This window comes from Thiomicrorhabdus sp. (assembly GCF_041583835.1).
GTDB lineage: Bacteria > Pseudomonadota > Gammaproteobacteria > Thiomicrospirales > Thiomicrospiraceae > Thiomicrorhabdus.
On record NZ_JBFHFC010000001.1, the window covers coordinates 48299 to 69891 of the forward strand.

Here is a 21593-nt window from a genome sequence, read left to right on the forward strand (position 1 = left end):
TGAAATTGTTTTGTTTCAGTAATAAAAAAACCCACCAGGCCTGGTGGGTTTTGAATGCGTTCGAAAAGCGGTTGGCTTATCGACCTTTTAGCATGGTGATCGCCAATTCGATGTTCGCCGCTTGCTGAGCCGCGTTACCGATGTAAGTCGCCGGCGTCAGGTTGCGTAGATATTCTTTCGCTTCTGCCGGAAGACCTTCCAGGCCGTCGACAAAGTTCTGCATGATCTCTTTGTTGACACGTTGACCGCGAGTCAGGTCTTTTAGTCTTTCGTATGGCTTTTCGAAGCCATAACGACGCATGACGGTTTGAATCGCTTCCGCTAATACTTCCCAGTTGCTATCCAAATCTTGTGCCATTGCTTCTGCATTGACTTCCAATTTGCTTAAACCTTTCATGGTTGCTTGTAGGGAAATCATAGTGTGTGCAACACCGACACCCAAGTTACGTAGAACGGTTGAGTCGGTCAGGTCACGCTGCCAGCGAGAAATCGGTAATTTCTGACCCAGGTGATCGAAGATCGCATTGGCGATACCCAAGTTACCTTCGGAGTTTTCGAAGTCGATCGGGTTAACTTTGTGCGGCATTGCCGAAGAGCCGATTTCACCTGCAACGGTTTTTTGCTTGAAGAAACCGATTGAGATGTAACTCCAAACGTCACGGTCGAAATCGATCAGAATGGTGTTGAAACGCTGCATTACGTGGAAGTATTCGGCAATGTAGTCGTGCGGTTCGATCTGAATGGTGTACGGGTTCCATGCCAAACCTAAGCTTTGAACGAACTGTTCCGACAGTTCATACCAGTTGACTTGAGGGTAGGCCGCAAGGTGAGCGTTGTAGTTACCGGTCGCGCCGTTGATCTTACCCATGATCTGAACGTTCATCAGCTGCTTGGCTTGACGTTGCAGACGGTAGGCGACGTTAGCCCATTCTTTACCGGCTGTTGTCGGAGAGGCTGGTTGACCATGAGTACGTGACATCATTGGGATGTCTGCCATTTCTTCAGCCATCTCTACGATTCGGGAGATCAGTTTGTCCATTTCAGGAATGATGATGTCCTGACGGGCGTCTTTCAGCATCAACGCATAAGACAGGTTGTTGATGTCCTCGGAAGTACAGGCAAAGTGTACGAATTCGCTGATTGCGTTCAGTTCGGCATTGTCGCCGAATTGTTCTTTGATTAGATACTCAACCGCTTTAACGTCATGGTTAGTGGTGCGTTCGATCTCTTTAACGCGCTGCGCCATTTCTAGAGTGAATTCGTCCACCAATTTGATTAAGTGGCTTTCCGCTTCGGCACTTAGCGGTGGAACTTCAGGAATACCAGGGTGGTTAGCCAGCATACGTAACCAAAATACTTCCACTTTAACGCGGTTTTTGATTAAGCCGTATTCGCTGAAAACCTCTTTTAGATTGTCCAAACGTGACCCGTAACGGCCATCAACAGGAGAAATTGCGGTCAATTCTGAAAGTTGCATTATCCTAAGTTCCTTATCAATATTTTTATGCGCGGTATTATATCGCAAAAATCCACCTTTTTGCGGAGAAGGAGAAAACGCTTATATATCTAAAAAATAATGGCGTATTTTATGGTTTGGATTTCTAAAAATAGTGGGAGTTTCCGAGTTAAAACCATTTCCTGTCTAAGGGTGTTAAAGCGGTTTTAAATGGTCGATTCAAGCTTTCTTTAACGTCTGGTCTATCTCTTCAATGTTGTGTTCATGTTGTGTTCATTTTAAGTACGAAAAAAATTGCTAAAGTTAATTAAAAAATTAGTCTTGGCTAAATTTTGATCCTTAAGAATTAAATTAAGCCCAAAAACAAAGGGAATCTTGCTTGAATTCGGCAAGGTTTGAAAAGAGAGTGGATCACTATTCAAGAAGCAATATTATGAATGTTCAAGCAGCAGAACAGATGCAAAGGCCGCGTTCTTTTTGGTATTTTTTAGGCCCGGCCTTTCTGGTTTCGGTCGGGTATATGGATCCAGGGAACTGGGCGACCTCGATCGAGGCGGGATCGCGCTATGGTTATGATCTGTTATGGGTGATCACACTCGCGTCGCTCGTGGCAATTTTAATGCAGTTGTTGAGTGCAAAGCTCGGTATCGCAACAGGTAAAAACCTGGCGCAGTTGATTCGTGCTCAATATCCGGGGAAGGGAGGAACTTTTTTGCTGTCTTCTGCCGCTCTGGCAATGGTGGCGACGGATTTGGCTGAATTTTTAGGGGTGGCGGTCGCTCTTAACCTGCTGTTCGATATCCCCTTGGTTGTGGCCATATTCTTAACGATATTCGATGTACTATTGATTTTGTGGTTGGAACGATTCGGATTCCGTTGGGTGGAAATGACGATTTTCGCTTTTGTGGCGACGATCGGACTAGGGTACGTTGTTGAACTGTGGTTGGCGCAGCCCGAATGGACCGAAGTCGCTAAAGCATTGGCGGTGCCTAACGATACGATTATGAATACTACGGCGCTGTTTATTGCGATGGGGATTTTAGGAGCGACCGTGATGCCGCACAATCTGTATTTACACTCTCATCAAGTGACGACGCGGGCAAGTGCGGCCGGCGAAGCTTTGAAACGATTTTACAAATTGATGAAGTGGGATACGGTACTGGCGTTAACGGCTGCCTGGATCGTTAACTCATCGATTTTAATTATGGCGTCGGCGGCATTTCATGAGAAGGGTTTGTTGATAACCGATATTGACGAGGCTTATCACACGCTTGGACCCTTATTGGGCGGATCGGCCGCTTTGACGTTTGCGATTGCTTTGCTGGCATCCGGTGTGGCGAGTTCGGCGACTGGAACCTTGGCCGGACAAATTGTTTTTGAATCCTTTTTCAAAAAACGGCCTATCAATATTCTAAAAATCCGCGTTTATATCCGTTTAGCAACAATGATTCCGGCCGCAATAGCGATCTTGTTGAGCACTAAACCTTTAACTTTGTTGGTGTTGTCGCAGGTTATTCTGTCTATGCAATTGCCTTTTGCAGTGATTCCGTTAGTGATGATGACATCCAATCAACAGTTGATGGGCGATTTGGTGAATGATCTGAAAACTAAAATCACCGCTTGGACAGCGACCATTATTATCGTTGCTCTTAATGTTTGGTTGTTAGCAATGTTGCTATGGGAAGGGCTCCAACCTGTTCATCTGCACTGATTTAGATTTGTTACAGTCAGACTGGATGATAGATGAGCCTGGTTTTGTACTCCTAACGAGTGCTAAGGATCCGGGTTGAAGTACTTAACTTGTTGTTTTAAAAACATTACGATAAATACCGTCCTATAAGCTTTTACTCAGTCATTACATCCAGAATCATTTTTTTTTGTTTGAGGGGCGAGTGGCTTAAGCGTTTTACTTTCTGTGTGGTAAAATATGGCAAACTTATTTTTTGAGGATGTATGTATGTTAGAAGCTTATCGTCAACATGTTGCTGAGAGAGCAGAGCAAGGAATTCCGCCACTTCCATTAGATGCGGAACAGACCGCCGCAGTGGTCGAGTTGATTAAGAATCCGCCGGCGGGCGAAGAAGAATTTGTTTTGGATCTATTAAGTAATCGCGTACCGCCGGGTGTTGACGAAGCTTCCTATGTAAAAGCCGGTTTTTTGGCTGATGTCGCAAAAGAGAATATTAAGGTTGATTTGATCGCGCCTGAAAAAGCGGCTTTCCTATTGGGAACGATGCTGGGTGGATACAACGTTCAGCCTTTGATTGAACTGTTGGACAGCAAGAATTCAGCGGTTGCGGAAGCGGCGGTTGTTGCGTTGTCTAAAACATTATTGGTTTACGATGCGTATCACGATGTTGTCGAAAAATCTAAAACCAATGATTACGCCATGCAGGTTGTGAAGTCATGGGCGGATGCCGAGTGGTTCACGAACAAGCCTAAAATGCCTGAGAGCATTACCGTTACTGTATTTAAGGTGGAAGGCGAAACCAATACGGACGATCTTTCTCCTGCAACGGCGGCTTGGTCACGTCCTGATATCCCGTTGCACGCCAAAGAGATGTTGGCGGCAAGAATGGATGACGTGGACGGTACGATCGAATCTTTGAAAGCGAAAGGGCATCCAGTTGCTTACGTGGGTGACGTCGTCGGTACCGGTTCTTCCCGTAAATCTGCAATGAACTCGGTAATGTGGTTTTTCGGTGACGATATTCCTTTCGTTCCAAACAAGCGTCAGGGCGGTGTGGTGCTTGGCGGTAAGATCGCTCCGATCTTCTTCAATACCGCTGAAGATTCCGGTTCATTACCAATCGAGTGTGACGTAGAAAAAATGAATATGGGTGACGTGATCACGATTTACCCATACGAAGGAAAAATTACCAACGAAGCCGGCGAAACCATTTCGACATTCGAGTTGGCACCTGACACCATGCCGGATGAAGTTCGTGCGGGCGGACGTGTTCCGTTGATCATCGGTCGCGGTTTGACCGACAAAGCACGTAAGGCTTTGGGAATGGAACCTTCAGACGTATTCATGCGTCCGCAAGATAAATCCGAAGCGGCGCACGGTTATACCTTGGCTCAAAAAATGGTCGGTAAAGCGTGTGGTATCGAGGGTGTTCGTCCAGGTATGTACTGCGAACCTCACATGACAACGGTCGGTTCTCAGGATACTACCGGCGCGATGACGCGTGACGAAATGAAAGAGTTGGCCTGTCTAGGTTTCTCTGCGGATTTGGTGATGCAGTCTTTCTGTCATACCGCTGCTTACCCTAAGCCGGTCGATATTAAATTACAGCATTCATTGCCTGACTTCATGACAAGCCGTGGCGGTGTTGCATTGCGTCCGGGAGACGGGGTTATTCACTCATGGTTGAACCGTCTATTGTTGCCGGATACCGTCGGTACCGGTGGTGATTCGCACACGCGTTTCCCGATCGGGATTTCATTCCCGGCCGGTTCCGGTTTGGTTGCATTTGCCGCGACTTTGGGTGTGATGCCGTTGAACATGCCTGAATCGGTTCTGGTACGTTTCAAAGGCGAGATGCAGCCGGGTATCACATTGCGTGATTTGGTGAACGCGATTCCTTACCAGGCAATCCAGGAAGGTCACTTGACCGTCGAGAAAAAAGGTAAGAAGAACGTCTTCAACGGCCGTGTTTTGGAAATCGAAGGTCTTGAACACCTTAAGGTCGAGCAGGCATTTGAATTGTCTGATGCTTCCGCCGAACGTTCTGCGAATGGTTGTGTGGTCAAGTTGGGCGAAGAGCCGATCATCGAATACTTGAAGTCGAACATGGCTTTGATTGACTGGATGGTCGAGAACGGATATCAGGATGCCCGTACTTTATTGCGTCGTCGTGACGAGATGCAGGCTTGGATCGATAACCCAGAGTTGTTGGAAGCGGATGCGGATGCGGATTATGCGGCCGTAATCGAAATTGATTTGAACGAAATCAAAGAACCGATCGTGGCTTGTCCGAACGATCCGGATGACGTCAAGTTGATGTCCGAAGTTGAAAACACCAAGATTGATGAGGTGTTCATCGGTTCTTGTATGACCAACATCGGTCACTACCGAGCAGCCGGTAAGGTTCTTGAGCAGATGGGTAACGTACCGACTCGTCTATGGATTGCACCGCCGACCAAAATGGACGAACGCCAGTTGATCGAAGAAGGTTACTACAGCATCTTCGGTAAGGTCGGCGCACGTACCGAGATGCCGGGTTGTTCATTGTGTATGGGTAACCAGGCGCGTGTTGCTGATGGCGCGACCGTATTCTCTACGTCAACCCGTAACTTCCCGAACCGTTTGGGTAACGGCGCAAACGTTTATCTCGGTTCTGCCGAGTTGGCAGCGGTTTGCTCGGTATTGGGCCGTATTCCGACCATTCAGGAGTATATGGATGCCGTCGGCATGCTGGACACTATGGGTGATGAAGTCTACCGTTACTTGCAGTTTGACGAGATGGCGGACTACGAAGTCGAATCGCCTAAGAACTTGGCTGACATCGGTGTTGCCGTAGCGTAATACGCAAAGCGAAATCGGTTAAATGAAAAACCGCCTGACGAGTTTTCGTCAGGCGGTTTTTTTATGTCTGGAGAAAAGTGTATTTGCCTATGTATCCATTGGCAATATTGTTAACGAGCGGCTCGAGAAGTTCTCATTAAGTTAATCTTCAAACGTTAAAGTACTTTTGGCGGTCACGCGGTTTCGACCTTGCTCTTTAGATTGGTATAGCAATCCGTCGACACGATGCATAAAGGTATCGGCCGTATCGTTAGGTTGTAAACATGAAACGCCGAAGCTTGACGTAACATTGAAGTCGAAACCTTGTAACGACTCTAATTTTTTTCTTAAGCGTTCCGCTACTTTGGCCGCATGATAAAGGTCGGTATCCGGGAGTAAAATGACAAATTCTTCTCCACCCCAACGTGCAAAAATATCCGTATGGGTTAGGCCGTCTTGAACAACAGTGGCCAGTTTTTGAAGCACTTTGTCGCCGATTAAGTGGCCGTAGTTATCATTGATTTTCTTAAAGAAATCGATATCGAAAAAGATCATGCTTAAAGGTGCCTGAGTTTGTCGACTCAGCTTAATGTTGTCTTTTAGGGCGTCTTTAAACGAGGCTCGGTTGAAGATTCCCGTTAGGTTGTCGGTTTTCGCCATTTTATTCAATTGACGATGACGAGTAATTTTATTCGAAAGATAGAAGTACATCAGAACACTGATAATCAGCAATAGGGTGCCGATGATCACGGTGTTATGAATGAAATTCAGGTACAAGATCTGGAGCCCGGGTTGCGCCTGATAATTGACGATGTATCCGACCAGTTGGCGCTGAATGTTTTTTAAAGGGAAGAAGTTGATAAGGTATTCTTCGTCTTTTAGCTTGGCGACAAAGCGGTAATTTTCACACTTATAGTTAAATTTTTCGCCGACCTCTTTTCGGACTGCAGCATGTAGTTCGGCTAACTTATCTTGCGTAATCGGCTTTCTGGAGCGCGTCGTGTTTTCAAAGAGGGTGCTTTGGGTTTGACTTTGGATGTTTTTATCGACTAAGAAGTCTTTCAATATACTCGAAGGCTGATAGTTTTTGCGCTGTTCCTCGGACAGTACTTTGTTTTCGATTACGCTTTTATGGAGCAGTAAACCGAAAAATTCTTTGTGATCGTGAATGATCGAATTGAAGATGGCCTCTATGGAGAAAGATATTTCGACACTGCCGACGTATTCGTCTTTATAAATGATCGGGTAGACGTGGCGATAGCCGTTAACGATGGTGCCTTCTTCAAAGCCTTCTACCGGCGCGTGAGTTTGGTCGACTCGACTGATGCTGTAGCGACGTTCGTAGAGTTGGTCTCCGAACATTTTTGGGCGGTGGAAACGAAGGAAGCTGCTGCCGTCCGCCAGATGAAAATGAAGCTGACGAATGTTATTGGTTTTTAATAACTGGTAGGTAGGGTAGAGTTTTACCAATAATTCATGACGTTTTTCAGCGCGCACTTTGCTTGAACCATGATAGGCATCGGCAATGTTTCGATAGATATCGTCCTTGAAAACAACGGTACTGAAAATCGTTTGTGCGTTATTGTTTAAGGCGGCCTTACTGGAGTTGAAACTGTTTGTTTCTTCCGTACTGATGTATTCGATCAGGCGCTGTTTCTGGGAGCTGTAATTGTAGTAATTAAACAGAATGCTGATGGCGCTGACCATTACAAAGATTGCGATCGAGATGATCAGGCTTAACCGTTTGGAAGATTGCATTTTCCGCCTTAAGAAATCTTCTGATGGACTATAAGCCGCGAATTATATCACTTAAATCCGTAATGTTGATATGAGTTAATGGGTATATCTCTTTGAAATTGCATCTGAATTGTATGTGAATTGCTTGTGGAAGGGTCTAAAAGTGTGGAGTGGCGCTTAAATTGTTAAAGTTTAAGCGCCGAATATGAAACTCGATATTATTTGAGCGACATAAGATATAGGGATAACTTGCTTGAAGTTTCGCTGCTGATGTCTCCCATTAACTCTTCAAATAAGGATTTATCGGCTTCATAAACACGACTACGGCTAACGCCGACAACGTCACGCTGAACGGAACCCATATCGCCCAATCCGTCGATTAAACCGTTCTCGACCGCTTCGTCACCCAACCAGACCAATCCGGTATAGGTCAGGTCATTTTCTTTAATGCGGTCACCGCGTCCTGCACGTACGGCGGCAATAAATTGTTGATGGGTACGTTCAAGTACACGTTCTTGGAAGAATTTGCGGCCCTCTTCGTCAACCGGTGCAAACGGGTTGATAAACGTTTTGTGTTCTCCGGCATGCATAGAGCGGTTTTCGATTCCCACTTTTTCCATTAGACCGGTGAAACCAAAGCTATCCATGCGAACACCGATAGAACCGACGATAGAACCTTTATTGGCGTAAATCTTATCAGCCGCAACTGCAATGTAGTAACAGCCGGAAGCACAAAGGTCTTCGACAACGACATAAACCGGTTTGTTGTATAGCTTTTTCAAACGGGTGATTTCGTCATTGATCAAGGCCGATTGCACCGGACTACCGCCAGGCGAATTGGCTTGGATGATGACCGCTTTACTTGAAGGGTTGGAGAAGGCTTTGTTTAAAAGCGGATTCAAGGTTTCGGCACTGACTTTTGAACCGGGCATGATAGCGCCTTCAAGTTTAATGATGGCTGCGTGTTCGCCCGTCGTGACGCTGTCCAGTTCTTTGAACTGGTTCGTGCTGTTGATTGCGGTATAGATAAAGAAGACGATATAACCGGTCACCGCCAATTTAAGAATATTGGCAAAGCGACGCGTCCAGCGTTCTTGTTTGACTAAAGATTCGACTGCGCCCGCCAGACGTTTAAAGCCTTGAGGGTCGTTTTGTGGACCTTGTTCCATCTCTTATCCTTTATAATGTTGATTTACGAAAAGCATTTTACCTTGTAAATACTTATGACCCAACCGAATCTCGAAAAAACTGAGCGCCCGGAATCCGGCGAAACCGAAGTGCCGGAACAAGCGGTGCATGCATTCGATATTGAAGCGTTTTTAAAACAGCTAACCCAACGCCCGGGCGTTTACCGTATGTACAACGGAAAAGGGAAGGTGATTTATGTCGGCAAAGCCAAGAATTTAAAACGCCGGGTTTCAAGCTACTTCAAAAAGTCTCACGAAGAGATCAAAACAGCTTCGATGGTCGCTCAAGTGGCCTATATCGAAGTCACGGTAACCGATACCGAAAGTGAAGCGTTGATCTTGGAAAACACCTTGATTAAGCGCCTTAAACCCAAATATAACATCTTGTTCCGGGATGATAAGTCTTATCCTTATGTCTTTGTTTCTACAGGTAAAACCTTTCCATCGTTGAGTTATCATCGCGGTGCCAAACGCCGTGTCGGAAAATATTACGGTCCTTTTCCGAATGCGTCGGCGGTTCACCAGACTTTACAGGCTTTACAGAAGATCTTTCCGGTTCGACAATGCGCTGAAAGCGTTTTCAATCATCGTTCGCGTCCTTGTTTGCAATATCAGATCAAGCGTTGTTCGGGCCCGTGTGTCGATGGACTGGTGACCAAAGAAGACTATGACGAAGACGTGCGTCATACATTAATGTTTTTAGAAGGTAAAAGTTTCGATGTGGTGGACGAACTCGGACGCAATATGGAATCGGCTTCCGAAAATTTGGATTTTGAAAAAGCGGCTGTTTATCGAGACAAAATAGCCGCATTGCGTGCTATTCAAAGTCAGCATTTAATTAATCAGCCCGGCGCACAAGATATGGATGTTTTAGCGATCGCAGAACAGGCCAATCAGGTTTGTGTGTGTTTAATGATGTATCGCGGCGGTAATCTATGGGGAAGTGAACACTTTTACCCTAAACACATCGATTGGATGGAGCAGCAGCTCGATGAATCGGCGGTTCTGTCGGCATTTATTACACAACACTATGAAAGTCATCCGGTACCTGCCGTGCTTTTGCTGCCGATTAAGCTGGAAGAACAAGAACTTTTACAGAAGTGGTTGTCTGAGAAACGTCAGCTTAAGGTCAAAATTCAACAACCGGTGCAGCAAATAGCCAAAGGTTTGGTGCAATTGGCGATGACGAATGCCATTACCGGTTTAAAACAGCACTTGGGTCAAAAAGCGACCCAGTTCGAACGTGTTAAGGCGTTACAGGAAGTGTTGGCTTTGGCCAAGCCGCCGGTGCAGATGGAATGTTTCGACATCAGTCATACCCAGGGCAGCCACACAATCGCCAGTTGCGTAGTGTTTACGGACGGCGTGCCCAATACACAGCAGTACCGAAAATTCAATATTCAGGGCATTCAGTCCGGCGACGATTATGCGGCCATGCATCAGGCTTTGGAGCGTCGTTATAGCCGTATTCAGAAAGAAGAGGGACGGTTGCCGGATTTGATTGTGGTGGACGGCGGTAAAGGGCAGCTTAATCAGGCAATCGACGTTTTGAAGTCACTGAATCTAGAGTCGGTTCCTTTGGTTTCGGTTGCGAAAGGAGAAGGGCGTAAAGCCGGGTTGGAAATCCTCTATACACCCTATAACGACGAAGGCATCGATTTGGAGTCGGACGATATCGCTTTGCATTTGATTAATCACATTCGTGATGAAGCGCACCGTTTTGCGATCACTTCGCATCGGGCCAAACGTACAAAAGCCCAAACGTCTTCCAGCCTTGAATCGATTGACGGTGTCGGGCCTAAGACACGTAAGACGTTGCTTTTGCATTTTGGCGGTTTAAGCGAAATCAAAAATGCATCGGTACAGGAATTAGCGAAAGTAAAAGGCATTAGCTTGGAAAAAGCGCAGTCGATTTACGACTTTTTTCACGGCAGTATTTAAGTATTTTTATTGGGTTTAAAGGAAGCTAATCGTTTTTTAATTGAGAGCATTTAAAAAAAATGGTTATTATGTGGCTAGAGGACGTTTTAGCGGCTTAAACTCATTTAAACGTGATAGTATTATTTGCGTTGTTGAGTTTGTAATTCTAGTTTAAATTTTTAAGAGAAACATTTTGAAGATGAATGTTCAGTCCATTCCTATGATGATGACTTGGTCTCGAGTCGTTTTAATTCCCGTATTTCTAATTTGTTATTATGCTCCAATCGAAGACGCCCGTTTTTGGGCTGGCCTGGCTTTTATGATTGCAGCGATAACGGATTGGTTTGACGGATTCTTGGCTCGTAAATTGGGATCCGACAGTAAGTTAGGTGCTTTTTTGGATCCGGTCGCGGATAAGTTAATCGTTGCTGCGGCGTTGATTGTCGTTGCTGCGGAATATCACGATAATATCTGGGTCATCATATCGGCGGTTCTCATCATGATGAGAGAAGTGGGGATATCGGCGCTACGTGAGTGGATGGCTGAAAATAATGCACGTGAAGTCGTTGCGGTTTCTAAACTAGGTAAGATCAAAACCGCTTCCCAGTTAGCCGCTTTAACTTGGCTTTTGTACGGCGGCGAGCTGTGGGGTGTTGATTGGGGCGCGCTTGGATTCCCTATGTTGTACTTTGCTGCGTTTCTGACTGTGGTGACGTGGGTGCAATATACCCGTGCGGCTTTGCCTGAGATCATTCGTTCAACGGAATCAAATACTTAGTCGATATTTGGGTTTATAAGCGGTATTTCCCTTTTATCCTTTGTGTTTAAAAAACTCGATTCTTTTGTAAAATTGCTTGACCTTAAACGGGAAACCCCTATAATACGCCCTCATCAGCGGGAATAGCTCAGCGGTAGAGCACAACCTTGCCAAGGTTGGGGTCGCGAGTTCGATCCTCGTTTCCCGCTCCAATATGGCGGAATGGCAGAGTGGCTATGCAGCGGATTGCAAATCCGTGGACCTCGGTTCGACTCCGGGTTCCGCCTCCAATTTACCCCTCTAAGTAAATTGACAAGAACATTGCATAAAGTACGGCGGTACTTTCTATATGCCCAGGTGGCGAAATTGGTAGACGCAGGGGACTTAAAATCCCCCGGTGGAAACACTGTGCCGGTTCGACTCCGGCCCTGGGCACCATTCATTCTTGAATCAAGAACTGAAAACTTCTCAATAAAACTCTTTGAACATTAAGAATCCCTTTAGTTTCAATTCTTCTGATCCTCGGATTATTTCTTTGCGTTAGTTAGCATCAAGACTCTATTTCATCAATAACATGCTTTGTACCTTTGTTATAGGCTTCGCTGTATCCTCGTAAATTGTTTGTTTCATTTGTACTTACTTAATATCAATTCATTTTCAATTACGTTGTAGTGCTCTATGCGCTATTTTATATGTGAAAAAATTACATTTTATGTTGACGTGTGAATTTTTCCCATTTATTATATCTTCAAAGAACAAATGGAATCTTCCATAAACTACCAATAGAAGGTGAGAACATGACTATTAAAGATATGATTAAAGTTGGAATGATTGGTGTTGTATTGACTGGCACGACAGCGGTGGCTGAAGCAGCAGAAAGCACACAAACGCAGACACAAACACAACAACAGATTCAGTTGAATACGCAAGAGCGTGTAGGGCCTGACGCGCCAAAGGCAAATCAGCAGCAGAAGCAATATAAGAATACTTATGAATACCGTTATGAAAAACAGAACCAAGATCGAATCGGTGACGGTACGCAAGACGGTAATAGAAGCGATCGCAGTACAAATCGCCCGATGAATCGTAGTTTTGACGGTGGAATGGGATCAAACGGTTCTATGAACCGAGCAGGCGGTGGCGGCGGTTCTAAGCGCTAAGTTCCTGAATAGGATTGAAATTAAACTCATGAGGCCCGGTTTTTAACCGGGCCTTTTTTGTATATAGATATATAGTATTTTGTTGAGAGTGCTAAGGGAAGATTGACAATCGGGTTAAAAGTTGTTGCCTTTGATTTTGTTGTACAAAGCCAGTTTTGAATGGACTTCATATTTGCTGAAAATGTTTTTCATATGTGTTTTGACTGTATTTAAGCTGATGTTGAGTTCGTCAGCTATTTTGGGGTAGCTCTTAGCTTGCAGTAACAATTTTAAAATACGCTTCTCCGTGCCGGTGAGCATCGGCATTTCAGTACAGACACGATTACATTTTGAATGGAATGTTTTCGTGTCTTCTGCGTATAACGGTTGGATAATCGTTTGAAATAGCGTATTGATTTTCTTGAGGTTAACCAGATTGGCGTGTTGGTTTTTCTGAAATAAGAAAATGCTGTAACCGATTTTTTTTGCTTCGTAACTAAATATCGGCAGGATGATTGCGAATTCGAAGTGGAGGGCCAGCTCAAGTTGTTGGCATTTTCCTACATCTAAGGCGCCTTCAAAAAATTCCTGTAGAGAATTCAGTTTTAAATAGCTTCCTTCTTCAAGCATTTCGTTTCGATGATGATCCGCGAAGGTATTTAGGTTGAGCAGATTAGGTGTGACGTTTAGTTTTTTCAGGTTTTTGACTAATTGCTTTTTTGCGTCCAATACAAATTCGAATTGCAGTTTGTCTTTTTGATTCAAGCAGATCGCCATAATCTGGCTTTCTGTGGTTTCTGTGATAAACGGTACTTCTGTTTTAAGAATGGCTTGTAAATTATGACCGTAAATCAAACAGGCTTGAATATGTGTGATTTTTTGCAAAAGATCCGTGTCAGTAAATAGGTTGGTTTCTGATGAACAGGGGCTGTTTGAAAGATTCTTAGATTGAGATTGCATCGAAAATAGTACCTGAATTTCCTATTTATTTATCATAAATTATGTGGATTTAGTTTTAAAAAGATAGCAAAAAAAATTTGTCCTTGTTGATAAATATCAAGATAGTTAAAAATATCTACTGATTTAGTTTAAATTCCCCCGAATGGGGGATGTAACTACATTAGGATTTGTTTATACTAAATCATAAACCACACAAACATTGTTAGTATTTTTACTTAGTTTAATTTATTGATGATGCGTTTGAAGTTGATTTCCTAAGTTAGAACCGTACGGAGTAAGTTATGCAAAAAACGAAATTATTTAAGCTGAGCGTGATTGCTTCAGCTTGTTTGGCGGCAGCATCAACGGCACAGGCTGATATCATCAAAGGTATTCAGAACAGTGACATTAGTACACAGGGCGCCAGTGTTACTGGTTTTACGTTTGATCAATATAACCCGATTCAGTTCGGCTTCGGCGGTATGAACCTGGATAATCAAACCGTTAAAATTGTGGATGCAGAAACCGGTGCCGAGCTTGCAAAATCATACGACGCAACCAGTGGTACTTATTCCGCTATGGTCGACGGTGATACTTTTTACAATGAAGTCAACGATGGTGTCGGAACCCCAACGGCAAAATTAGCAAGTAAAGTCTGGCCGGTTGGTGAGCCTGCGGGCGTTAAAGTGTTGACTGATACGGATTTGGCTGACGTTTACATGAACAACGGTAAGCCGTACAGCTGTATCATGAGTACGGCTTATCACCGTTTTTCCGACGATCCGGATTATGTTGACGGTATCAAAACGCTTCCGGCAGGAGCGACTATGTCGGACGGTTTCTTAGATTCGGCTTATCCAAACCCAACGATGTGTGATAGTGCGTTCCAGACGCATAAGCGTTTTAAAGTCAGTGCATTGCCTGCATCTTTGAACAGTTCAATCGATTTGGTGTTTAACGTAGATAACACTGCCAATTCGCAAATCTATATGGTTCTACAGAAGTTGAATAACTATACAGGTAAACATTTGTCCGGTTTCAAGGTTCAGGTGGGTACGGGTGTGGGTGCCGGATTTACACAATCGGCTAGTGCTACGGCTGTTGCTTTGTCTGACGGCGTCGGAGAAAAAGACGGTGGCGGCGATATTTGGGATGCACCTGATATGGCGGCATTCTCGTCAGGATTGTTTGGTCCGGGTGATTCACATCATGAGCCAGGCTTCTTCGACAACACGGCCAGAGCCGGGTTCTATGCAGCAGAAACAACGGACGTGAAAAAGAATGAAATCGCTTCAACCGGTGTAATGGGAACAACTTACCATACATTGTTCGGAAGTGATTGGTTACCAAGCATTTATCAGCCACAGGGTATTTTCTACGATTTTGATAATAACCCTGATACCGACGATCAATTGGTTGCGTGGTGGGGCGATGATCCAAATACGGCCGCAGCTGATTATCAGTGGTTGAAAGGCGCTGCGGATAACTATGCGCCGGTTAGCATGGATGTCTTGGCAACTTGGGCGGCTAACTCTCAGTATTATGTTGGCGGTATCGAAGATACGGTTAACTTAGGTTTGAGTTACATTGTTGATTTAGGCGATTTAACGTTAACGCCGGATGCGACTACTTTTACATTGCGTTTAATTCCGATAGAAGCAACTGAACAGACGGTTCCAGGTTATATGGAAACGGTTAACGAAGCACCGACTACTTTAGACCAGTATGTTGCCTCTAGCAGCAGCGGTTTCAGCGCTTACGATAACACCAGCTTATTGGCAACCATTCTTGGTTTCTTGGGCTTGGGTGCTTTGGTTGCGCGCAGAAAACTTTCTAAATAATTAATCGCTGAAACGATTAAACAGAAAGTGACCATAAAGGGCGACCCATTCAGATGTTAGGCTTTGCTATACGCTATGGCATCTGGGTGGGATCGCTCTTTTTTTTGGTCTTTTTTGAGGGGCTTAGCCCTTTTTTTATCGTCAATCAGCTGCAAACCGAATTGACCATCAGCATTACACAGCTTTGGGTTTCGGGATTTGATCTTCCGGTTCGACTTCAGGCAGATACTCTGTTGCTGGCAAACGGTCTTCATTTGAAGATTCTGCACGAGTGCAACGGATTGACGCCTTTTCTCTTATTACTTGCCGCAATTTTGGCTTATCCAACATTCTGGAAGAGTAAAATCCAGTGGGTGTTAATCGGTTATTTTGCTCTATTGGCGATTAATACATTACGTATGCTATTGGTTACTCTGGTTGTCATCGACCATCCCGATCTGTTTCACATCGTCCATGACTGGATAGGGCGCTATTCCATTGCGTTACTGACAGTGGGACTGTTCTTTCTTTATACTCATTACGTTGAGGTTATCAAACCGATTCGTTCCGACCTCTCTGATTAATTCCGTAAAGATTGAATCACCACACACATCAGATTCAATTTGCAGTTGATACTGATAACTAATGCTGCCGCATAAGCAAAACCAGCCCATCTGTTTTCTACCCCAATATTGGGTATACCGGATTTCATAACTTCAAATATAAAGAATAATTCTGTATTTCGATAAGGTTTTTGCGATTTTCATGCAATGCTTAAAGCCCGAATTGACAGGCTTGGAAGGCTCTAGTAGACTGCTTTGCTCATAGAAGCCTCTTAACCTTTTTCAGAGATTAAAAATATCATTATGAATAAAGTCATTGATCTTAAAGGGTCTATTCTTTCATTAACGGTTTTAAAACTTTTCAGTAACGATATCGAACAGACCAAGCAAGCTTTGGAAGCCAAGGTCAGTCAGGCGCCTGATTTCTTTGTCGGTATTCCGGTGGTACTGGAACCGGAAGTCGAAAATCTCGACCCAACCTTTTTAGCATTGCTCGTAGAGCTGTTGCATCAGAAACAGATGATTCCGATCGGTATTCGCACTCAGGACGAAGCGATTAAAGAACAAGCGAACTATGCCGGTTTAGCCGTTTTTACCGACGAGGTGAAAGCAAAAAAACGCTCTAAAGAGAAGGCGGAGAAGACCGGTGTCGAAGAACAGGGCGGATTGAAAACGGCGATGGTGATTAACCACTCCGTACGTTCAGGACAGCAGGTTTATGCAAAAGATCGCGATCTGATCGTAATGGGGTCGGTAAATCCGGGTGCGGAGATTATCGCCGACGGTAACGTTCATGTGTACGGTGCGATTCGTGGCAAGGTGTTCGCCGGTTCGCAAGGAGAGACGACTTCGCGTATTTTCGCACAGAAAATCGATGCGGAATTGGTCTGCATCGCCGGACTTTACCAGCTGTCCGAAGACATTTTGCCGGAGTATAAAACCGGATTCGTCGAAGTTTCGTTAATGAACGAGCAATTAAATTTTAAACTACTATAATTAAGTAAAATTATTTAGAAACAATATTTAGAAACATATCACCATCTAACTGCTAGATGATAAAGGAGTCAGAGTGTCTCGTGTAGTCGTAGTGACCTCCGGTAAGGGAGGCGTGGGTAAAACCACCACAAGTGCAAGTTTTTCAACAGGATTGGCTTTAAAAGGTTATAAGGTCGCGGTCATCGATTTTGATGTGGGATTGCGTAACCTGGACTTGATCATGGGATGCGAACGTCGGGTGGTTTACGACTTCGTCAATGTTGTACAGGGTGAAGCTTCATTGCAGCAGGCTTTGATTAAAGACAAGCGCGTACCGAATCTGTATATTTTGGCGGCATCGCAAACCCGCGACAAAGATGCTTTGACTTTGGAAGGTGTAGAGAAAGTCATTGAAGACCTGAAAGAAGCCGGCTTTGATTATATTATTTGTGATTCACCGGCGGGTATCGAAAAGGGTGCACAGCTGGCACTGTATTTTGCCGATGAAGCCCTGATCGTGACAAACCCGGAAGTCTCTTCTGTACGCGATTCAGATCGTATTTTGGGCATCTTGCAAGCCAAATCCAAACGCGCCGAAAGAGGCGATGAACCGATTGTCGAGCACTTGGTATTGACTCGTTATAATCCGGCTCGCGTCGAAACCGGTGAAATGTTGTCGGTGGAAGACGTAATTGATCTGCTGAATGTTAAGTTGTTGGGAGCGATTCCGGAATCCGAAGATGTGTTGAACGCGTCTAACGCCGGTTCTCCGGTCGTTCTTGATGAAAACTCCGCAGCGGCACAGGCATACAATGATGTGGTGGATCGTTTCTTGGGCGAAGAAGTGGAACACCGCTTCTTAACGGTTGAGAAAAAAGGCCTGTTCAAAAAATTGTTTGGCAAGTAATAGGGAGTAAAGAATGGCATTACTCGATTATCTTATTGGACAAAGAAAGAAGAAGTCCGCAAATGTGGCTAAAGATCGTTTACAGATCTTATTGGCGCATGAGCGTTCCGAGCGTAATACTCCGGATTATTTGCCTAAAATGCGTGAAGAAATTTTGGCAGTGATTGCTAAGTATGTCGATATTGATCAGGACAAGTTGCAGATTTCGGTTGATGAAGCAGACGGTTTCGAAGTGTTGGAATTGAACTTGGTTTTACCTGAAAGTCATTGAAACTATTCGATATTTAGAAATTAAGACCCGGTTATGCCGGGTTTTTTTATGTCGGTGGTTTTGTGACAGTTTTATGAATTTTAGGGGTGTAAAGAATATTTACTCTGTTGGTTTTTAGTATTGTACTTTAGTATTAAATTTGCATATAAAAAACGCTTTGGCGAAGAGATAAGGAATTCTTTTGGGCCGAACGAATAATTCATATTTTAATAAAAGGTGATAAGGATGAGTTTGAACAAAAAGGCCATTTGGACGGCGATGTTTACTGCTTCATTAGGATTGACAGCTTGCGGTGGTGGATCTACTACCGGTGGTGGAAGCAGCAGTTTGGTAACCGGTGTGGTTGCCGATGGTTATCTTGAGGGTGCAGAGGTCTGTCTTGATTTGAATGCAAACAAATTATGTGATGCAGGTGAACCGAGCACGACGACCGATGCCGACGGTAACTATTCATTAGATGCGACAGCGGCGCAAATCGCCAGTGCTGCAGTGATCGCTAAGGTGATCGCCGGTCAAACCGTCGATAGCGATATCAAAGCGGTGGACGGCGTCGGTTTAGTCGTTAAAGACTATGTGCTTTCCGCACCGGCTGGTAAACCTGAATTTGTAAGTCCGATTACGACAATGATTCAGTCAAAACTCGAATTAAATCCTTCCATGACTCCGGAACAGGCGGAAGCAAGCGTTAAAAGTGAATTAGGTGTTACTGCCGATAATGACGTAGATTTGTATGAAAACTTCATTGAAGCGGGTAAAGCCGGTGATGCAAACTATAAAGTCATTCACCAGACCGCTCAGGTGGTCGCACGTGTATTGGCGACATTCACTGAAACATTGACAGCCACATTGCAGAACCAAGGTGTGCAACTAACGGAAGAAGATGCCAAGAAAATTCAATTGATCGTTGCCAATGCAGTTAGCGCCCAGTTGCCTTCGATTTACTCTGCAGCCAAGATCCATATTGAAGATAACGGTGAAGTCGATATTGATTTCGCTGACACTAAATCGGACGAAACCGATGATTCTTCGCTGTCTTCTATGACTGACCAGGATTATGAAGACTCGAAAGAAGAGTTTGCGCTGTTGGAATCTTCTGAGACAATCACTCCTGTTGAAGCTATTAACGCGGGTGGTGCGGTCTTCATGAACTTGCGTTACCAAGAAATGATGCAAGCCGGTACAACCGAAACGACAAAAACACCAATGGTTGAAGTCATGGGTATGTTGCAGGATGCGTTCTATCAAGCAAAAGTGGATGTACAGTCTTTCCTAGGTCTTCAAAGCGAAGCGGAAGTTGCAACCCGTTTGGCGGCTCAGTCACCGGATGATTACATCGCTAGCATGCCTGTAACCCAGAATGCGGATGGTTCGATTACATTTACGACTCCTGACGGTAACGAGTTGCAGGTGTTCAGTGTGGCTAAGATGTCTTTGGCAGGTAAAACAATGGACATTGAAAAAGCGGCTGAAGATTATGATGGGGCTGACACAAGTGTAACGTTTGCGGAAGGTGACTATGTTTACCAGTTCGCTTACAGTGAAACTCCGGCTTTACACATGGGTAATATCGGCCAGGTTGCCGATTTTGCGACATTGTGTCCGACACTTGACACTACTTCAACCGGCGACGAATATGCCTGTGAAGTAGTTGATCCTTACCAGTTCGGCGGCTATACGTTTGGTGACTTCTATAAGGACGCGACTTTGCGTGCTGATATGATTAACCAATGGACGTGGAGCGAAGAACAGCTTAAGTTCAATGTCAAAACGAATGCTACAGACGGTACCCAAGTGGTTTCTGCTTGTAAGTACGATGAAAATGCTTATGCCACATCTGGAAACGCAACGTGTCTAGCGAATACCGAGATGACATTGGGTAACATTCTAACCGGTACTTTGGCTGATAATGTCACGCCATATCTTGCGATTCCAAGCGCGCATTCTGATGATGGTGTCCTTAAGGTTGAATATCAGATTTTCACAACCGACGGTACTAACGATTATCGCTTGGATGAGAGCTTGCCTGCGGACGGTTCTGTTGAGACTGGCGTGTTCAAGCCATTTAACTTGAGTGCGATGCAGGCCATTATCAATGCAACCACTGCAACCGCTGCAACGGACAGTACTTCTAGTACAGATTCGGTTTCAGGTACTACCAGCGGTACAACTGGATTAGTTCAATAAAAGACTTATCCTAAAACTATAAGAAGGGGGCTTTTCAGCCCCTTTTTTTATACCCATTCGTTTTTTTCTTAAAAGAGTCACTCTTTGTAAGGCGAGTGTTCCATACATTCTGCCATGTAGTTTTCTATGGCGTTTCTTTCTTCGACGACAAATTGAGCCAAGCCTTCCGGAAATGGATTCGGACTTACCCAATGAGATGACATCGTCTCGACAGGGATGAAACCTCTGGCGATTTTGTGTTCGCCTCCCGCACCTGGTTCAAAGCGTTCCAGCTTGTGCTGAATGGCGTATTCGATTCCCTGGTAATAGCACGCTTCAAAGTGCAGGTTTTTTATCTCTTCGATACACCCCCAGTGACGTCCGAAGAGGACACTGTCGCTTCGATACATCAATGCCCCGGCAATGCAGCGGCCATTGACGTCATCCGCCATGACCAATACGGTTTGTTCCGGTAGGGCTTTTGCCACTGACTTAAAGAAGCCTTCATTAAGTGTTGGCGTGCTCCACTTTTCGGTAAAGGTTTTATAGTAAAAATGGCTGAATAAATGCCAATCTTCGTCGCTGGCTGTGTGGCCGTCGAGTACGCGTAAATTAATCCCTGCTTTTTCAATACTTTTACGTTCTTGCTTGATGTTCTTACGCTTTTTGGCCGTCAATGCGTTTAGAAAATCGTTAAAATAGGTGTATTGGCGGTTGAACCAGTGAAAATGGCAGTCGTGACGAGTGTAAAAGTCATCTTGATTGGATAGCCAGGACTGTTCGCTTTCATTGGCGAATAGAAAATGCCAACCACTGAATCCGTTGGTCAAAGCAAATGTCTGTACCTGTTGCACAATCAGGCTTTGCAAATTTTCTCTGCAATAACGATGGGAAATTAGAAAGCGTGGACCGGCAACCGGACTGTAGGGAACGGATGTGACCAGTTTGGGGAAGTAGGACAATCCGACTCTTTGCCAAGCATCGGCCCAACTGTGATCGAATACAAATTCGCCATACGAGTTGTGTTTTTCGTACAGGGGCATGACCGCTATCAATTGACCGTCATGGCGAATACCGATATGGTGCGGTATCCAGCCAAACTCTGCACTGACACACTTGTGTCGTTCAAGTGCGTCTAAAAATTCATGGCGTACGAACGGATTGTTATCCGTAACCAGAGCGTTCCATTCTTCAGGCGAGAAGTCGGCAATGCGCTGATGAAATTCAACTTGATAGTCTTGCATGTGGT

At 44.7% G+C, this 21593-nt stretch carries 16 protein-coding genes and 3 tRNA genes; 14 read left to right on the forward strand and 5 right to left on the reverse strand.

Translation table 11 applies throughout. From position 1 onward, the window contains the following. Nucleotides 1–76 precede the first annotated feature (76 nt). A complete protein-coding gene (purB, locus tag ABY044_RS00210) occupies nt 77–1477 on the reverse strand; it encodes an adenylosuccinate lyase (protein ID WP_373016930.1) in 1401 nt (466 codons plus the stop codon). Nucleotides 1478–1889: 412 nt separating this feature from the next. Between purB and ABY044_RS00215 the strand changes: the two genes are divergently transcribed. Next, the gene (locus tag ABY044_RS00215) at nt 1890–3167 is read left to right on the forward strand and encodes an Nramp family divalent metal transporter (protein ID WP_373016932.1); all 1278 of its coding nucleotides are present in this window, start codon (nt 1890–1892) and stop codon (nt 3165–3167) included. Nucleotides 3168–3413: 246 nt separating this feature from the next. Further along, a complete protein-coding gene (gene acnB, locus ABY044_RS00220; protein ID WP_373016934.1) occupies nt 3414–5987 on the forward strand; it encodes a bifunctional aconitate hydratase 2/2-methylisocitrate dehydratase in 2574 nt (857 codons plus the stop codon). 141 nt (nt 5988–6128) lie between these two features. On the opposite strand, the gene ABY044_RS00225 is transcribed toward acnB, so the two are convergent. Together ABY044_RS00225 and ABY044_RS00230 are read right to left on the reverse strand one after the other, a co-directional pair. Next, on the reverse strand, nt 6129–7724 hold the full coding sequence (locus tag ABY044_RS00225) for a diguanylate cyclase (protein WP_373016936.1): 1596 nt from the start codon (nt 7722–7724) through the stop codon (nt 6129–6131). A gap of 197 nt (nt 7725–7921) precedes the next feature. Then, a complete protein-coding gene (locus ABY044_RS00230; RefSeq protein WP_373016938.1) occupies nt 7922–8872 on the reverse strand; it encodes a S49 family peptidase in 951 nt (316 codons plus the stop codon). 54 nt (nt 8873–8926) lie between these two features. Between ABY044_RS00230 and uvrC the strand changes: the two genes are divergently transcribed. From uvrC to ABY044_RS00260, 6 genes are all read left to right on the forward strand, one after another. Then, nucleotides 8927–10831 carry an excinuclease ABC subunit UvrC gene (gene uvrC / locus ABY044_RS00235; protein WP_373016940.1) on the forward strand — a complete coding sequence of 635 codons (1905 nt, stop codon included), beginning with the start codon at nt 8927–8929 and terminating at the stop codon, nt 10829–10831. A gap of 178 nt (nt 10832–11009) precedes the next feature. Then, the gene (gene pgsA, locus ABY044_RS00240; RefSeq protein WP_373016942.1) at nt 11010–11588 is read left to right on the forward strand and encodes a CDP-diacylglycerol--glycerol-3-phosphate 3-phosphatidyltransferase; all 579 of its coding nucleotides are present in this window, start codon (nt 11010–11012) and stop codon (nt 11586–11588) included. A gap of 116 nt (nt 11589–11704) precedes the next feature. Then, nucleotides 11705–11779: transfer RNA gene (locus tag ABY044_RS00245), tRNA-Gly, on the forward strand. Nucleotides 11780–11783: 4 nt separating this feature from the next. Next, a tRNA-Cys gene (locus ABY044_RS00250) sits at nt 11784–11857 on the forward strand. 61 nt (nt 11858–11918) lie between these two features. Next, nucleotides 11919–12005, forward strand: a tRNA-Leu gene (locus ABY044_RS00255). 359 nt (nt 12006–12364) lie between these two features. Then, nucleotides 12365–12727, forward strand: coding sequence for a hypothetical protein (locus ABY044_RS00260; protein WP_373016944.1), 363 nt, complete (start codon nt 12365–12367; stop codon nt 12725–12727). A gap of 114 nt (nt 12728–12841) precedes the next feature. Here the strand turns inward: ABY044_RS00260 and ABY044_RS00265 are convergent, their stop codons facing one another. Beyond that, on the reverse strand, nt 12842–13666 hold the full coding sequence (locus tag ABY044_RS00265) for a helix-turn-helix transcriptional regulator (RefSeq protein WP_373016946.1): 825 nt from the start codon (nt 13664–13666) through the stop codon (nt 12842–12844). A 281-nt stretch (nt 13667–13947) separates the two neighbouring features. On the opposite strand from ABY044_RS00265, the gene ABY044_RS00270 reads away from it, so the two are divergent. The 6 genes from ABY044_RS00270 to ABY044_RS00295 all read left to right on the forward strand — a co-directional run bounded on the left by ABY044_RS00270 (nt 13948) and on the right by ABY044_RS00295 (nt 20365). After that, nucleotides 13948–15486 carry a choice-of-anchor F family protein gene (locus ABY044_RS00270; RefSeq protein ID WP_373016948.1) on the forward strand — a complete coding sequence of 513 codons (1539 nt, stop codon included), beginning with the start codon at nt 13948–13950 and terminating at the stop codon, nt 15484–15486. 53 nt (nt 15487–15539) lie between these two features. Next, nucleotides 15540–16049, forward strand: a complete 510-nt coding sequence (locus ABY044_RS00275; protein WP_373016950.1) for a hypothetical protein — start codon at nt 15540–15542, stop codon at nt 16047–16049. A gap of 282 nt (nt 16050–16331) precedes the next feature. Beyond that, nucleotides 16332–17024: a septum site-determining protein MinC gene (minC, locus tag ABY044_RS00280; protein ID WP_373016952.1), complete on the forward strand. Its 693-nt coding sequence runs from the start codon at nt 16332–16334 to the stop codon at nt 17022–17024. A 73-nt stretch (nt 17025–17097) separates the two neighbouring features. Then, nucleotides 17098–17910 (forward strand): septum site-determining protein MinD, encoded by an 813-nt coding sequence (minD, locus tag ABY044_RS00285; RefSeq protein ID WP_373016954.1) that lies wholly within the window; start codon nt 17098–17100, stop codon nt 17908–17910. Nucleotides 17911–17923: 13 nt separating this feature from the next. Beyond that, nucleotides 17924–18181: a cell division topological specificity factor MinE gene (minE, locus tag ABY044_RS00290; protein WP_373016956.1), complete on the forward strand. Its 258-nt coding sequence runs from the start codon at nt 17924–17926 to the stop codon at nt 18179–18181. 225 nt (nt 18182–18406) lie between these two features. Beyond that, nucleotides 18407–20365, forward strand: coding sequence for a hypothetical protein (locus tag ABY044_RS00295; protein ID WP_373016958.1), 1959 nt, complete (start codon nt 18407–18409; stop codon nt 20363–20365). 77 nt (nt 20366–20442) lie between these two features. On the opposite strand, the gene ABY044_RS00300 is transcribed toward ABY044_RS00295, so the two are convergent. Then, nucleotides 20443–21588, reverse strand: coding sequence for a GNAT family N-acetyltransferase (locus tag ABY044_RS00300; RefSeq protein ID WP_373016960.1), 1146 nt, complete (start codon nt 21586–21588; stop codon nt 20443–20445). Nucleotides 21589–21593 lie beyond the last annotated feature (5 nt).